At 42.9% G+C, this 15,538-nt stretch carries 11 protein-coding genes and 1 pseudogene; 8 read left to right on the forward strand and 4 right to left on the reverse strand.

Annotation, left to right across the window (positions count from 1 at the left end; genetic code table 11):
• The 6 genes from AC3WJC_RS07885 (at window position 1) to AC3WJC_RS07910 (ending at window position 8,823) form a co-directional block, all read left to right on the forward strand.
• Window positions 1-1,020 (forward strand): fasciclin domain-containing protein, encoded by a 1,020-nt coding sequence (locus AC3WJC_RS07885; protein ID WP_492398530.1) that lies wholly within the window; start codon window positions 1-3, stop codon window positions 1,018-1,020.
• Between the two features lie 10 nt (window positions 1,021-1,030).
• Window positions 1,031-2,245, forward strand: a complete 1,215-nt coding sequence (locus AC3WJC_RS07890) for a fasciclin domain-containing protein (RefSeq protein WP_492398531.1) — start codon at window positions 1,031-1,033, stop codon at window positions 2,243-2,245.
• A gap of 6 nt (window positions 2,246-2,251) precedes the next feature.
• Window positions 2,252-3,301, forward strand: a complete 1,050-nt coding sequence (locus AC3WJC_RS07895) for a fasciclin domain-containing protein (RefSeq protein ID WP_492398532.1) — start codon at window positions 2,252-2,254, stop codon at window positions 3,299-3,301.
• Window positions 3,302-3,311: 10 nt separating this feature from the next.
• Complete coding sequence (locus tag AC3WJC_RS07900; protein ID WP_492398533.1) at window positions 3,312-4,274, forward strand: fasciclin domain-containing protein; 963 nt, start codon at window positions 3,312-3,314, stop codon at window positions 4,272-4,274.
• Between the two features lie 56 nt (window positions 4,275-4,330).
• Complete coding sequence (locus AC3WJC_RS07905; RefSeq protein ID WP_492398534.1) at window positions 4,331-7,630, forward strand: TonB-dependent receptor; 3,300 nt, start codon at window positions 4,331-4,333, stop codon at window positions 7,628-7,630.
• A gap of 125 nt (window positions 7,631-7,755) precedes the next feature.
• Entirely contained in the window at window positions 7,756-8,823 is a 1,068-nt protein-coding gene (locus AC3WJC_RS07910) for an SDR family oxidoreductase (protein WP_492398535.1), read from the forward strand.
• A 96-nt stretch (window positions 8,824-8,919) separates the two neighbouring features.
• On the opposite strand, the gene AC3WJC_RS07915 is transcribed toward AC3WJC_RS07910, so the two are convergent.
• The 3 genes and pseudogenes from AC3WJC_RS07915 to AC3WJC_RS07925 form a co-directional block, all read right to left on the reverse strand.
• The gene (locus AC3WJC_RS07915) at window positions 8,920-10,731 is read right to left on the reverse strand and encodes a glycoside hydrolase family 2 protein (RefSeq protein WP_492398536.1); all 1,812 of its coding nucleotides are present in this window, start codon (window positions 10,729-10,731) and stop codon (window positions 8,920-8,922) included.
• 262 nt (window positions 10,732-10,993) lie between these two features.
• On the reverse strand, window positions 10,994-11,194 hold the full coding sequence (locus AC3WJC_RS07920) for a hypothetical protein (RefSeq protein ID WP_492398537.1): 201 nt from the start codon (window positions 11,192-11,194) through the stop codon (window positions 10,994-10,996).
• Between the two features lie 90 nt (window positions 11,195-11,284).
• Window positions 11,285-12,678, reverse strand: a pseudogene (locus AC3WJC_RS07925) (DUF6055 domain-containing protein).
• Between the two features lie 200 nt (window positions 12,679-12,878).
• On the opposite strand from AC3WJC_RS07925, the gene AC3WJC_RS07930 reads away from it, so the two are divergent.
• Together AC3WJC_RS07930 and AC3WJC_RS07935 are read left to right on the forward strand one after the other, a co-directional pair.
• Window positions 12,879-13,868 carry an LLM class flavin-dependent oxidoreductase gene (locus AC3WJC_RS07930; protein WP_492398538.1) on the forward strand — a complete coding sequence of 330 codons (990 nt, stop codon included), beginning with the start codon at window positions 12,879-12,881 and terminating at the stop codon, window positions 13,866-13,868.
• A gap of 43 nt (window positions 13,869-13,911) precedes the next feature.
• On the forward strand, window positions 13,912-14,445 hold the full coding sequence (locus AC3WJC_RS07935; protein WP_492398539.1) for a hypothetical protein: 534 nt from the start codon (window positions 13,912-13,914) through the stop codon (window positions 14,443-14,445).
• 31 nt (window positions 14,446-14,476) lie between these two features.
• On the opposite strand, the gene AC3WJC_RS07940 is transcribed toward AC3WJC_RS07935, so the two are convergent.
• Complete coding sequence (locus AC3WJC_RS07940; RefSeq protein WP_492398540.1) at window positions 14,477-15,472, reverse strand: hypothetical protein; 996 nt, start codon at window positions 15,470-15,472, stop codon at window positions 14,477-14,479.
• Between the last annotated feature and the right edge of the window lie 66 nt (window positions 15,473-15,538).

Raw genomic sequence — 15,538 nt, forward strand, 5'->3', positions numbered from 1 at the left:
ATGAAAAACGCGAAATATAATATTTTACTCCTCGTGGTTCTGATACCTTTCATGCTGGCCTCCTGCGTAAAGAATGTTACTAACCAGCCTGAGCCTGCTACTGAGCAAAGGCCTCTGACAACCCTATTGGATAATAACTACAGCTTTAGTCTTTTTAACCAGGCGCTTAAACGGCTCGGCTTAGATAAGGAGATAAGCAGTGGCGGAAATTACACCTTGCTTGTGCCTGATAATGATGCCTTCGCAAAGGCGGGTATAACTACCCAAAGCATATCAACAATGGATACGGCTACACTGAGAAAGATGATCGGATATCATATCATCAAAAACCTGTTGCCCTACAATAAAATTCCGCAAACGGTGGATTATCAGTTTACCACTTTAACCGATCAGCCAATTTATTTTTCAGTTACCCTGCCCGACTTATTCAGGCCCAACAGGCCGCAGTTGTTGCATGTTAATGGCGTTACCGCGAAAAAAACAGATGTGATCGCATCCAACGGAGTAATACACGTAATGGAAAATGTGCTGGCACAACCAACCGTGTCAGTTAAATCAATGTTGAGTGATAATCCCGAGTATAGTTTGTTTGTGCAGGCGTTAAAGCAGTTTGGGTTATTTGATCAATTAGATAAAACAGGCCCTTTTGTAGTACTTGCCCCCACTAATGACGTATTTATGCAAAATGGCATAGATGAAAGCACTATAGCCGCGCTTGATACACTCACTTATCAGAAGTTTCTTTTCGCGCCTTATGTGTTGCCCGGCAAGTTTTTCTTCAAGTCTGACATGGACGACGCGCCGTTAACCGCTAACGGGCCCAGGGGTGTAAGGGGGGATGATTACCTGCTGCAGATAGATTATTATTCTTTCAGCTTTCAGCTAATACCTGATAAGGTTGACCCTTTTTATTTTCCGAATACGATACAGTTTACAACTCCCGACCATTTGGCCACAAATGGTATAGTGCATGGGATAAATAATTTGCTTATCACACCCGATTATGCACTCAAGCCTTAATCAATACAAAATGAACACAAAAGCAATGTTTTTTAAACTAACCATACTTGTTGGTAGTTTGATGGTGTTGAGCGGCTGTATTAAATCTACCGATGCCGTTATCGCTCCATCGATGCCTATCAGGTATGAGGATAAAGAGTTGACAGGCGCATTGGCAGCCGAAAGTAATCTGACCATCTTCAACCAGGCATTCAACCGGTTATCCCTGGCCGGCCAGTTAGATGCAAATACAGGCTACACCATTTTTGCGCCAACCGATTCGGCGTTCAATGCGGCCGGTATTACCGCACAAGCCATTAGCAGTATGTCGGCGAGTGATCTGCGCAGATTGATCACGATGCATATAGCGATTGGCGCGGTTGACAAGGCATCGCTCGAAAACGCGGTTACAGGCATAAGCCTTAATACCCTGAACAAGGATACCATACCAACGGCTAACAATGGAACAACCATACGTAATAACCAGATTTTTGCCCGGATAAGCGGTTCTGTTTACCTGAATGGGGATGCCAAAGGAATAAGTAAAACCATCATTAAAGCATCAAACGGTTACATCTATCCGATTGGCGGAATAGTTAAGCCATTTAACGGCCGCACATTGCTGCAGGTAATTAAATCAGATCCGGATCTAAGCCTTTATTATGAGTCGCTGCTGATTGGTGATAGTGTACGCCAGGCCGGTCTCGGCTATAATGATAAGTTGATAACCGATGTATATACATTCGACAACGTATCAAGCTTTAATCCAACAGTTTTCGCACCAACCAATAAGGCATTTAATGATGCCGGATTTCATAATGCGGATGATATAAGAAATTTTGCTACAAGCGGTTACGTAGGTTATGACCTGGAAACTTTCACCTATTTTATTTATTCAAAGCTTGATAGCGTAATCAAGAGGCATGTATTATATACAAGATATGATCTTGCAGCTAATGTACGGGTTTTTTACAGTGACCTGCTTAATCCATCGGTCAATAACGGAAAGTATAATACGTACTTCGGTCCGGGCGGGCCATTAAATGATTATGAATTAAAATTCAGCGAGCCGCTTTTGTTTTCAAAAAACGGTAGCGATGCTTACGTAAAATGGACAGACGATCCGGCGGAGCCGCTATATCGCATTCCACATAACGCTACGGGCAGCCAACCAGTTAACAGCCTCAATTTATTAAACGGTACACTCATAAAAGTTGATAAACTTTTTTATCCGGCCGCTAAGTAATATTATATGAAAAAACTATCTGTATCTCACATAGCCGCCGGGATAAATATTCTGCTGGCGATAATGCTTTTCACAGTTATAACAGGTTGTAAAAAAGATTCAACCGACACACAAAAAACCGATGAGGACGGCAGTACACTAAATTTTGTATTGGGTGATAATTTCAATTTCAGCACGGCCTATGCCGCGGTTAATAATACCGGCACAAATAATATATTAGCTGAAAAAGGCCCGTATACGATGTTTGTACCTAATAACAACGCCTTTTTATTAGTTAATATTTATGATATCTCCAGGCTGTCGCTATATACTAACAGCCAACTTTCCGCTTTGATGAAATACGGCATTGTTAATGAAAAACTGGAGCTTAAACAATTGCCCTTAACAGATAATAAAGTTGTAAAAACGCTGAGCGGGGGTAATGCATACATCAGTAAATATGTAACCGGGGCTGATACCGTTATCACAATTAACGGGGTAAAGGTAGTTAGCATGGATAACCCGGCATCAAATGGCCTTATACAGGTTATACCTCAGTTAGTAAATCCGGAAGTATATACCAAAGTAGCCGCCTGTTTAAGGGCCGATACATCACTTACGCTGTTTAACGCGGCTATGGAACGCTCAGGTTTAAGCGCCGATCTGCTTAACAGCAATGATGCATATACGGTGATTGCTCCTTCAAATCAGGCATTCCAACAATCGGCTAAGCTGGGGTTAAACCTGGGTGTAAGTACGCTTGATAGTATAACACATGCTCAACCAGCCAAACTCGCCACGCTATTAAGGTACCACCTGCTTAAAGGCCGGTATTTTGATAATGACCTGTTTCGCTTAAACAATAGCAACGGAGCAGTCAGTATGCTTAACGGCGGTAAAGTAAGTATTGGCGGCTTGCAAGGTGGTTTCAAATCAATAACATTTACCGCTACAATGGCAAATGCCCAGGCTGCTCAAATCATGCCGCCATCACCATCAAACCCAACAACTATCAATGTAAATATTACCTGTGGCAACGGTGTTGTACATATTATTGACAGGGTACTAATCCAATAACTATCTGAATATGAAAAGCATATCAAATATATATAAACCGCTTAATGTATATCAGGCATGTATCAGCCTGGTGTGTTTACTGGCGTTATTAGCGGGCTGTAAAAAAAATTCACCCGAAGGCTTTAACCAGGCAACGCCAACGCTTTACCAGTATATTGATACCAGCAAGCATTTTGGCTTATACCGTGCGGCATTAAAGCGTGCGGATATGTATACTGCCGCAACTTTTAGTGACGACGGGCCATTTACTGTTTTTATTCCGCTTGACAGCGCTTTTATTAAAGCGGGGTTAAGTTTGGCCGTTATTGAAAAATATGATCCGGCCCAGTTAGCCGGAATTTTGAAGTACAGTATAGTGTATGGCAAACTTAGCAGCACCAGCCTGCTGGGCTTTTACAGTCAGTCAGTAAACGGCCTTAACCCTGCATATAAGCCTACGATAACTAAAAATTATTATGGTATATTTTTTAATGGTATACCTGTTTTGGCAAGTGGAAGCATCAGTTTAAATGATGGCATAGTGCACGAATTGCAACGCCTGCCATTGGTACCTGCGGGCAACCTGTTTGAAACCATTGCCGGCACACCAAGCCTTTCGCTTTTTACAGCAGTGCTAAAACATACCGGTAATGATGCTATGCTTACTACCTTATCTGCCGACGGGCGGCCATTTACCGTATTTGCCCCGGATGATGAGGCCTGGCATAAAATGGGTTATCGCTCAACTGCGGATATCTACAACGAAGATCCGGCGAAACTGCAAAATTGGCTTGGCCAGTACATCAGTAGGGATGTAAAGTTCACGGCCGATTTTAAAGGCGGGTACGCTTTGTTCGGCGATATGGCTTATGTAAGGGCCGATGGCATATCTATCATCACGCGCGGCAATGTTGCACCAACTTTTATTACACAGCCGGACATTATGGCGGCTAACGGCGTTTTGCATATAGTTGACCAGGCTTTTGTGCTGTAATCAGTTAATAATTTGATTCATCAGATGCTATAAAAGGCACTTAAATAAATACTTAAATGAAATATACATTTACTTACAGGGGGCTTTTTGTGCTTTTAGTATGGGCAATGGCCTGCCTTGTTACCTTGAATGTTAATGCCCAGGAAACAAGCGGTGGACTGCGCGGGCAGGTTTTGGATGCACAAAACCAAACTTTGCCGGGTGCTACGGTTACGGCTATTCATACATCATCCGGTACGCGTTATTCAACATCAACGGGAGCTGATGGGCGCTATAATTTACCCGGTTTGCGTATAGGGGGACCCTACGCTGTAGAAGTTAAATTTTTAGGCATGGTTACCGAAAACAGGTCTATCGAAAAAATAAGCCTGGGTGAAGCCTTAACCCTTAATTTTATATTAAGCAACAACACAAAAACACTTAACGAAGTGGTAGTTAAGGCGCAGCGGTCAGGGCCTAAAACAAATACTTATGGTACGGGGCAAAACATTTCGCGCGGGCAGATCCGCAATCAGCCTACCATAAGCCGCAGCATTACCGATATTACCAAGTTGGTACCCCAAGGATCAAAGGATAACTCATTTGCAGGCACTAACTTCAGGTACAATAACGTAACTATTGATGGTGCTGTAAATAATGATGCCATTGGTTTTAGTCCGTCGGCCGGCGGGCAAACAGGTGCTTCGGGTATGCCCGGCTCCTCAACACGTACCAACCCGGTATCGTTAGACGCGATCGAGGATATCCAGGTATACCTGGCTCCTTATGATGTTAAGATAGGTAACTTTACCGGCGGCAGTGTTAACGCCGTTACCCGTTCAGGTACCAACGCCGTACATGGCTCGGTTTATGGTTTTGGGAGAAACGCCGCATTGGTTGGACCTGACCATACAGGTACCGAACTGACCAAAAAACTACCCTCAGCATTTTACGATTATCAGTCGGGTTTCAGGCTGGGTTTTCCGTTGATAAGGAATAAATTGTTTTTTTTTACCAATGAAGAGATTACCCGCCGCCGTGATCCGGTTTTACAGGTAGCGGGCAGCCCCGCGGCTTCGGGCATACTCAGCGCGGCTGATGCGCAAAAAATAATGGACTATTCAATAGCTAATTACAGTTTTGATCCCGGTACTGCAGGGCAGTACAGCGCATCATCAAACTCAGTAAAGTTTTTTAACCGGTTGGATTGGAATATTAACGACAAGAATCAACTGGCTATCCGCAACAATTACATCCGGTCAAACGCTGTCAATATGGAGCGAGACCAGTTGAATTTCAGGTTTGGCAGCATTGCGTACAAGCAAAATAATAACCAGAATTCTACGGTTGCTGAACTGAAGACAAGGTTTAACAATAATTTTTCAAACAGCGCGCTCATCGGTTATAGTACCATACATGATTATCGTACCCCAACCGGAGATCCATCTTTTCCGCAGGTGCAAATAGTTGGCCGTACGCCGGGGAGTACCATATTTTTTGGTACAGACCGTGAAGCATCCATATTCAACATGAAGCAAAGCACTATTGAGATCACAGATAACCTGGTGTGGAATTTGGGTAAGCATACGTTAACGGTTGGTACGCATAATGAGCTTTATAAAATTAATTATGGTTTTGTAAACGCCTGGAACGGCCGGGTTACTTACCAAAATATTGAAGACTTTTTAAGCAATAAGCCGCAAAGAGTGCAGGGCAGTTATAATTATACCGATAACAGCCGTGATTATTTACTGTCAAACCCTGGCGCTAAGTTCAATATAAATTTTTACAGCGCTTACATTCAGGATGAGATACAGGTTACGGACAGGTTCAGGATCACACCTGGTTTGAGGTTTGATTATCAGGATGTACCTAATAAACAACCACTGAGTGATAAAACACGTAACGCGTTTACCGACCCATATTTTGGCACAACTTATACCTATACACCGCTAAATCAAATAACAGGGAATTATCTTGGCAAGGTTCAGATATCTCCGCGTTTTGGTTTTCGCTTTGATGCCTATAACGATCAAACATTAGTTTTGCGCGGTGGGTTAGGTATGTTCACCTCACGCATCCCGTTCGCATGGCTGGGTTATGCTTTTTACAACAACGGCGATACTTTTGGCGCGTATGACCAAAGGACGGACGGCAGCCAGCCTTATATTTTTAACGGTGATCCGCTTAAACATCAGCCGGGTACCGGCATAGGCGGCTTTGCAGGCCAAAACGGACAGATCACCAACAATGTTAATGCGGGTAAAACACAGGTTGATGTGATTGACAATGATTTTGTGATGCCCCAGGTTTTGCGCGGAAGCCTGGCGTTGGATTATAAAGATCAGCAGGGTTTTAAATACACCATTGAGGGCATCTATACCAAAACCATAAAGGATGTAATGTTCAGGCAGGTAAACCTTACCGATAACCCAACGTATTATGCTTATGACACTGCGGCCACCAACCGTAAACAGCCGGTTTTTGCCGGGCAAAACTCACGTAACCCGCAATTTGCCAATGCTTACCAAATGGCTAATACCTCAAAGGGTTACAGGTACAGTATAACCGGCCAGGTAGCCCGGAATTTTGATAATGGCTTTGGTTTTTCCGCGGCTTACACTTATGGTAAATCAAAGGATGTATCAAACGGCATCCGCAATTCTTTTGAATCAAACTGGCAGTTAAACCAGGCACTCAATCCTAATGATCCGCAATTGGCAAACTCCAACTTTGATATTCGTAACCGCATTGTGCTTAGTGCAAACTATCGTAAAGCCTGGAATGACAAGTGGATAAGCAGTTTTTCGTTATTTATAACCGCCCAGTCAGGTAGTCCGTTTACTTATGGCTTTGTTAACTACACGCCGCAAAACACGCCACAACAAGTAGGCCTGGCTTATATACCCGCGAAGGGCGAAACGGTAAACTTTTTTACTTCTACAGCAACTCAAACCGCGCAGCAGCAGGCTGATATTTTTGATAGTTTTATTGACGCGAACAGCTATTTAAGTTCGCGCAGGGGAGGCTTTACCGAGCGCAACGCGGCCCGCACACCATGGAATAACAATGCCGATTTTCATTTCGGGCAGGATATTATCTTTAATGCCGGTAAAAAGTCATCAGCGGTACATACCCTTACTATCAGTTTAGATATTATGAATGTAACTAACCTGATCAATAAAAACTGGGGCAAGGTATATTTCTCGCCAAATACCTACAATTCAACTTCGAGTGTAGGCTTGGTGCCTTACATACCGGCTAAATCTTCGCAAGGTTATCCACTGTACCGGTTTGTTGATCCGGGCAAACCATATTCTGTAGATCCGCTGGCTTCAAGATGGCAAATGCAAATAGGGGCCAGGTATACTTTTTAAAAGTAATGAGTTGAAATAGCGAAGCATGAACTATTTTTTTGTGATGCTTATAGCTGTTATGTTAGGTATTACAAACAGCTATAACCCTAATGCAAACATTTAGGCCATATTTATATTAGTTGGGTATGGAAAAGATAGCATTAGTGGTAGGGGCAAGCGGGATTACCGGAAGCAATCTGGCTGAAGCGCTGATAGCGAAAGGCTGGAGAATGTACGGTTTGGCACGAAAGCCCAATAAGGAAATTGAAGAATTAGAGCCTGTTGCGGCTGATTTATTAAATATTGAAAACCTGAATGCCGCGTTAGCGGATATTAACCCGACCCATGTGTACATTACCAGTTGGATGCGCAATGATACAGAGGCGGAGAACATCCGGGTAAACAGCCTGATGGTACGCAACCTGTTGGATGTACTATCGCCAAAAAAGAGTGTTGAGCATGTTGCGCTGGTTACCGGTTTAAAACATTACCTCGGCCCGTTTGAAGCTTATGCACAGGCGGGTACATTGCCCGAAACACCGGTTAGGGAAGAGCATCCCCGACTTGAGATAGAGAATTTTTATTACGCGCAGGAGGACGAAGTGTACAATGCGGCAGCACGTGACGGCTTTACGTGGAGCATTCACCGGCCACATACCGTAATTGGCAAAGCAGTTGGTAATATGATGAATATGGGTACAACGCTTGCCGTGTATGCCAGTATATGTAAGGAAACCGGCAAAGCTTTTCGGTTTCCGGGTTCAGAAGCGCAATGGAATGGCTTATCCGATGTAACCGATGCGCGCGTGCTGGCAGCGCAACTCATTTGGGCTTCCACTACAGAGGCTGCCCGTAACCAGGCATTTAATATTACCAATGGAGAAGTGTTCAGGTGGAAATGGTTATGGTATAAACTGGCCGATTGGTTTGGTGTTGAAGCTGAGGGCTTTGACGGAACGATCCGATCGCTTGAAATGGAATTAAGCGGTTGCGAAGGCTTGTGGCGCGACATAGCCGAAAAATACAATTTAAAGGAACCGGATATTAACCGGCTTGCCTCTGCCTGGCACACTGATCTTGACCTTGGGCGGCCGGTTGAAGTTATGACCGACATGACCAAAAGCCGCAAGTTGGGCTTCATGGTTTACCAGGATACGCGTGCATCCTTTTTTGATCTATTTAACAACCTTCGGGATGAGCGGTTGATTCCATAGTTGCTGATAATATGGAATGTTTGATATGAACTTATAATACTAAAAATAGTCCAGGGGTAATTTACTCCGGGACTATTTTTTGATCTTTATGCAAAGTTATTTATTCAATTCATTGCCTGCTTTTAATACCGCTTCATTTACAGCTTTTACACGTTCGGTGTCCATTTTTTCTACGGCACGGTCATAGGTTAATACACCGTTTACTTCGTGTTCAACATCAGTAGTTTGCGTGTACACCGCTACGCTCAGGCCTTTATATTTCATCAGTTGTTCAACCTGGTCAAGCAAAAATATGTAGCGGTCGGTAAGTGCCGCTTTGGTAGGTTCGTAATCGTAGGCATTATTTTCAACCGGCCACATGTGGTCGCGCACAAATAATCCCACACCGCCAAACTCGCCTAATGATGCCGCGCGATGGTCGGGTACCGAAGCATCTCGCGGGCCAACGTAAATGTGGGTATCTACATAATCGCCATTGAGCGGATCGCCATAAGCTTTTTGGTAGGATGGATTATTATTGAAACCGGAATTGCCGTTAACCAGTCGCGAAGGGTCATACTGTTTAACCCAATTGGTAATGCTCTTAACATCAAACGCTCCCCAGTTTTCATTAAACGGCACCCAGGTAATGATGGATGGTGAATTGTAATGATCGTCCATGATCGCTTTTAACTCCTTGCGGAAAACCTTGCGCGTTTTCAATGTATCTTCATTTTGATACCATATAGCGGGCATATCCTGCCAAACCAATAGGCCAAGTTTATCAGCCCAGTAATAAAACCTTTGGGGCTCGGTTTTCATGTGTTTTCGGATGAGGTTAAAGCCGGCCTTTTTGGTGTATTCTACATCAAACTTCAAGGCGGCTTCGGTAGGGGCGGTCAGGATGCCGTCCGGCCAGTAACCCTGATCGAGCAGGCCTATCTGCATCACAAACTTACCATTGATCAGCGGGCGCACCACGCCATCAACCTTGCCCAGTTTAATATCTCGCATTCCAAAGTAACTGGCTACCTCATCAGTTACACTGCCATCAGCGTTGTTAAGTGTCAGTTTCAAATTGTATAAAAACGGTTCATCGGGCCACCATAGTTTGGGGTTTTTAATCGGCAGATAAAATGTTTTGCCACCAATGCCATTCGCCTGCGAAACTACTTTGCCGCCATCAAGCGCTGTAGCCAAAACTTTGGCATTCGCATCGGCGTTCACGGTAATTATTAAGCGGCTATTGGCGACATCAGGCAATAGCTTAATGCTTTTAATGTGGTTTTTGTTAACCGGCTCCAGCCATACAGTTTGCCATATACCTGATGAAAAGGTATAATCGCCACGCGGGCCGTTCTTACCTGAAGGTGCCTTGCCATCGTTAGGGTCATAAGCGGCGACAATAATAGTGTTTATTCCCTTTTTAAGATAGGGGGTAACATCAAAGCTGAACGCATCATACCCGCCCGCGTGTGAACCTGCTTTTTGTCCGTTAATAAAAACGGTGGCATCATGATCGACACCGTCAAAGTGGATAATTATCTGTTTATTGTTCCATTTAGCAGGCACCTCAAAAGTGCGCCTGTACCACATGTTAATTTCCTGGTTACGTTGAATACCTGATATAACCGACTCCGGGCAATACGGCACCAGTATTTTATCAACCTTGCCATTAAAGGATACAGGCTTTGCCGGATTAAGCGCGTTAACCTCGTTCTTCCCACCCTGGTAATCCCATTTGCCGTTTAAACACAGCCATTCATCCCTCGCTAACTGCGGCCTCGGATATTCCGGAAAAGGTACGGTTGCATCCATAGCCTGTTTTGTCCACTGTGTGGGCAGCTTTGCAGATTGCGAAAAAGATGAGAAATTGAAGTTCGCGACGATGGTTAACGTCAGCAGGAGCGGTTTAAAATAATTGTTCATGGTCAGATTGTTGCAACATGCATACATGGCTTTGCCAGGCAAACCCTTGAGTTACATTGTTTAATTTATGGTTGCGAACAATATAAGCAATAAAAGTTACCCGTAATTAACTGAATGATGAATTTTCATTCGTTATTAATGCTGTAGGGAAATACCCGTAAAATACAAAAACCCTATCAGTAGGGTTTTACACTATAGTTCAGGAATAAATGAACAGGCGACGAGCCTGCGTTCGCTCAATAAATCATGGAGCCTTATCGAATTATGATTTGGAGTTAGCTTTAAGCATTACACGCCCTTTTTTGGTCAATTCAACAACAGGCTGACCTGCTTTTTTTTCGGTAGTGCTAATGCTTATCAGATTAAACTGTATCAGGTTTTGCTGGTCATCCGCGCTTATGTTAGCAGCCGTACCTTTTTCGGCAACTATTTTTAATGCCGCAACAACGTCTTCATGTTTCATGCCTCAAAGTAAGGCATTTTTTCAGAAAAATACACTGTTCGCCGCACCGCTTACTGTTGATTGTAAGAATCAATTGATTTCTCTACAAAACTATTTGCTGATAAAACTTTCATCGGGCGAAGTGCCGGTAAGCTTAATTTGATAAGGCCACTGTTCATCATTATCGGCATTACCATCACTGATATGCTGCCAGTGCTTGTCAGGCGCGCCGCTAACTACCAACCACAAATATTCGTATTGGCAGGTACGGTAAAACGAACATCGTTTTTAGCTTTCGACCATGTTTTACTATACAGCCTGCCGCCATCCTTTTTTACTGCTACAAAACCATAACGCCAGCCGGCACTTTCGGTATTGATATGCCGAAATCCCTTCGTACCTGCGATACCTTCAAAATGTAGTTTTACTTTGCTGCCGGATGCCGGTACATTTAGTTTGATAGCGTTGTAGCCGTAATTTTGCGGGCAATTGTTTGCCGCTATCCGGTACTCGCCAGCATTTATTTTATCTAATTTAGCTGCATGCTGGTTTGCATACTGCGAAGCAATATTTTGCACCCGCTTTAAATCCCAAGTAACAAACCGCCTTGCGGCATCAAATATTTCATCATTGAATTTTTGTTGAGATGTTGCGGTTATACGCTTGTAAGCCATAACTATATCTTCTCCGGCCTGAGCCTGATTCCACAACTTGCCTATAAAATCCAGCCCATGTTTTTCAGACCAGTATTCTAACACAAATGGCGAGTGATACTGATTGATCTCGTGCAAAAAGGCGTAATGTGTTTGCTTTAAAAAATCCTTTAGATGGTAATTCTCAAATATGATCCACTTCAGCTCTACCTGCCATAGCATGTATTGTGAGGTCATTTCATAAATAGACTGCCCGCCGCCGCCTTTTGGCGATGAACTAAAAGCCTGTGAACCGTTTGCATGTACAAGGTACTGGAATGAGTGGCCTAACTCATGCGCTATTGCACCGTACGGCGGCTTGTTGATGCGCGAAGGCGGTGCCCATAATATACCGATCTTATTATCCTCGCCGCCGCCATAAGCAGTGCCATCATTCCCGCTTACTATAAAAATCAATATTTTGTATTTATCAGTTACTGATTTGCCTTTTTCTACAAATTTTAATGAATCGACATAGAAATTATAAAAGCGTTCACACTGTTTAAGCACGTCATTTACGTCAAACCGATCGGATATGTTTGTGTTCGACATGGGGTCTGCACCAAAGCTTTTAGACCAGAAGATAGCCAAGTTGTCATTCTGTACCATGCGCTTGTAGCTGAATTCGCTGGTATCGCTACTGAAATTATTGCCGGCCGGAACACGCCAGATTTTTTCAGGAAGCAATAACTGCTTTTTGGATACCGGTTTTATTGAATCAACAGATATAAGGTGACCCGAAGCACTCTGATAGCATACCAGTAACAGGCTGATAAATGCGATTACATTAAGACTTTTAGCAATAGTTTTCATGAATAAATCTTCGCTTAATAATTATGCATGGTCAGAATACTTTTTCAAAGTAAACTGATTATACGCCTCATTTTTCTCAGTATATTTTCACATCATAATTAAATATTACCTCATTTAATTAAAGTTTATGCTTGTCAACATCAATTTAAAATGGGTTTATGCTGACAGTTAATAGTTTTTAAGGGATGTACCTTTGAGTTATGGCATCTATTAAATATTCAGTACTCGACCTTGCAACCGTTGTTGAAGGGCACACCATAGCAGATAGTTTTAACAGCAGCGTTAAAAACGCGCAGCAGGCCGAGGCATTGGGTTACACCCGCTACTGGTTTGCCGAGCATCATAACATGATCAACGTAGCCAGTTCTGCAACCAGTTTGGTTATTGGTTATGTTGCGGCACATACATCAAAAATACGCGTAGGTTCCGGCGGTATTATGCTGCCTAATCATTCCCCGCTGGTTATTGCCGAACAATTTGGCACGCTGGAAACACTTTTCCCCGGTCGTATTGATTTAGGTTTAGGGCGTGCGCCGGGCAGCGATCAAACTACTGCACTGGCTATCCGCGGCGAAAATATGAATGCCGCCTTTCATTTTCCTCAGGATGTAGAATCATTACAACGTTATTTTAAAGGCGACCATCCTAACGGAGTGAGCGCTGTACCGGGTGAGGGTTTGGATATCCCGATATGGATACTGGGTTCAAGCCTGGATAGTGCCAAGCTTGCCGCTGCTAAGGGATTACCGTATGCCTTCGCGAGCCATTTTGCACCGGCTTATTTTTTACAGGCTATTGAGCTGTATCGTAACAACTTTAAACCATCCATCCATTTAAAGGAGCCTTACGTACTGGCATGTGTAAACGTGGTAGCCGCTGATACCGATAGTGAAGCACAACGTTTGGCAACATCATTAAAGCAACTATTTCGTGGTATAATTACCGGCAAACGCCAGCTTTTGCCACCGCCTGTTGAAAGTATGGATGGTATTTGGAGCGCCTACGAACGTGAGGCAGCCATGCAAATGCTCGCTTATTCCTTCATCGGCAGCAAGAATACTATTCAATCACAACTGGCTGATTTTATTCACAGAACCGGAGTTCAGGAGATCATGGCATCATCACACATTTATGATCAGGATGCGCGGCTTAAATCATATAAAATATTGGCTGATGCTTTAAATATGTAAATTAGGCTATTCAAAGTTGCTAACTCATATATCCTGAATACTTATGAATTACCTTAAAAGTACTTATTCAATTCTGTTTTTTTTGCTGTTAACAGGTCAAATATTTGCGCAATCAGGCAGTTTAAAGCCTTCAAATCAAAAAGCGGTTGAGGATGATATTACTGTTATCCGGACGATTTATCAGGATATTAATAAGCTCAAGTTAACCAAACAGCAGTTTAAATATGAGAGTTCGGGCTGCGTGGAAGAAGGTGTGGTGAATTACTTTTTGAATAATAAGGAGATCGTTAAGATCACCGAGTCAGGATCAATAGGTGATGGTAGTTGGTCAAATGAATATTATTATAAAGCCGGGCAATTAGTGTTTTGTTTTGAAACCATTGTAGGCGGGCCTGCTATAGGTAAGGTTACCACCACAAAGTACCGTTACAATTTCAAAAACAACCGTTTATTAAGAGAGATGGAGGATAACAAGATCATCCCGGCGGATAGTAAGGCAACTGAAAAGCAGGCTGCCGGTACTAAAATTTATAAAGCATATCAAACTAAGGATTTTGCCGGTGCGCTGTGTAATTAGCCAGGCTGCTTACACAGTGCATGTAATAATATTAAATACCCATAATTTGATATAGCTCCTGTATAAAACGCTCAATGTCGCTGCTCTTTTTTAGGGATGAAACCGTAAAAAGGTCTTGCTTACCGTTTTTGCCGGGTACCTCAAAGTACATATTAATATCAGTACCCGCGTACACAAAGTTGATTGACCTGCGCAGCGTTTGTATACCCACAAAAGCACCAAAGTTATACTGACGGTTAAGAAACTTTAACACGCCCGTTCTCTGTATGGTTTGCGTATGGGTATCAAAAGTGATTTTGGTATATGCCGCGTTAAAAAATACAAGCGCTAAAAAAACAACAATCGCCACTATAGTCACTTTGGCTACCAGGCTATTGCCTTCCATCGTTAATAAAAAAAATCCTATCACTAAGAATATCAAACCAAAAATAATAGCGCCCACTTTTTTGCTTTTAATACTATAAACACCGGTAGTATCTTCAGTAAAAAATTTGTATGATGTTATAGGAGCGATGATGTTGTCGGCCGGTGAATCATGCAGGTCAAAATAACCGTGTATAATGGGTACCGCTTCTTCTACAAAAGCAATAGCGTTAGGGTCGTTGTTTTTTGTATAGCTGGATGAAACTATTATGCCTTTACCATACCTGGCATCCTTTTGAAAAAGGCGATAGTTGTAAGTGCCGGCAGTATTGCTGATCACATTAATTCCCTGAAGCTTTGAAAAAGGAATATTTGATGTAGGAATAAAACCCATCAGCATTTTACGCATCCGGCCTTTACGGTTATCAAACTCTATATAAGTACCGGCATATCCCCAAAACAAGACCACCATAAACAGGTAGAAAAGTACGATAGGCAACGAATCTGCAATCGTAGTATTTTGATAGCGCAGGTAAACCAGTAACAGGCCGGCAAATATTACGGCTACAATGCCGGTAAATACATAAAATACGCCAAAAGGATAAACAGTTACACGATCAGGCTCGATCTTCCACCGGGTTTTGGAAAGGCTTTTTAACGACATAGTGTATAAAGTAAAGTTGCATTACCAACAGCGTATGTAATTTTCTGTTTTAAAATTATTTGGTTT

Source organism: Mucilaginibacter sp. FW306-07-L (assembly GCF_058782065.1).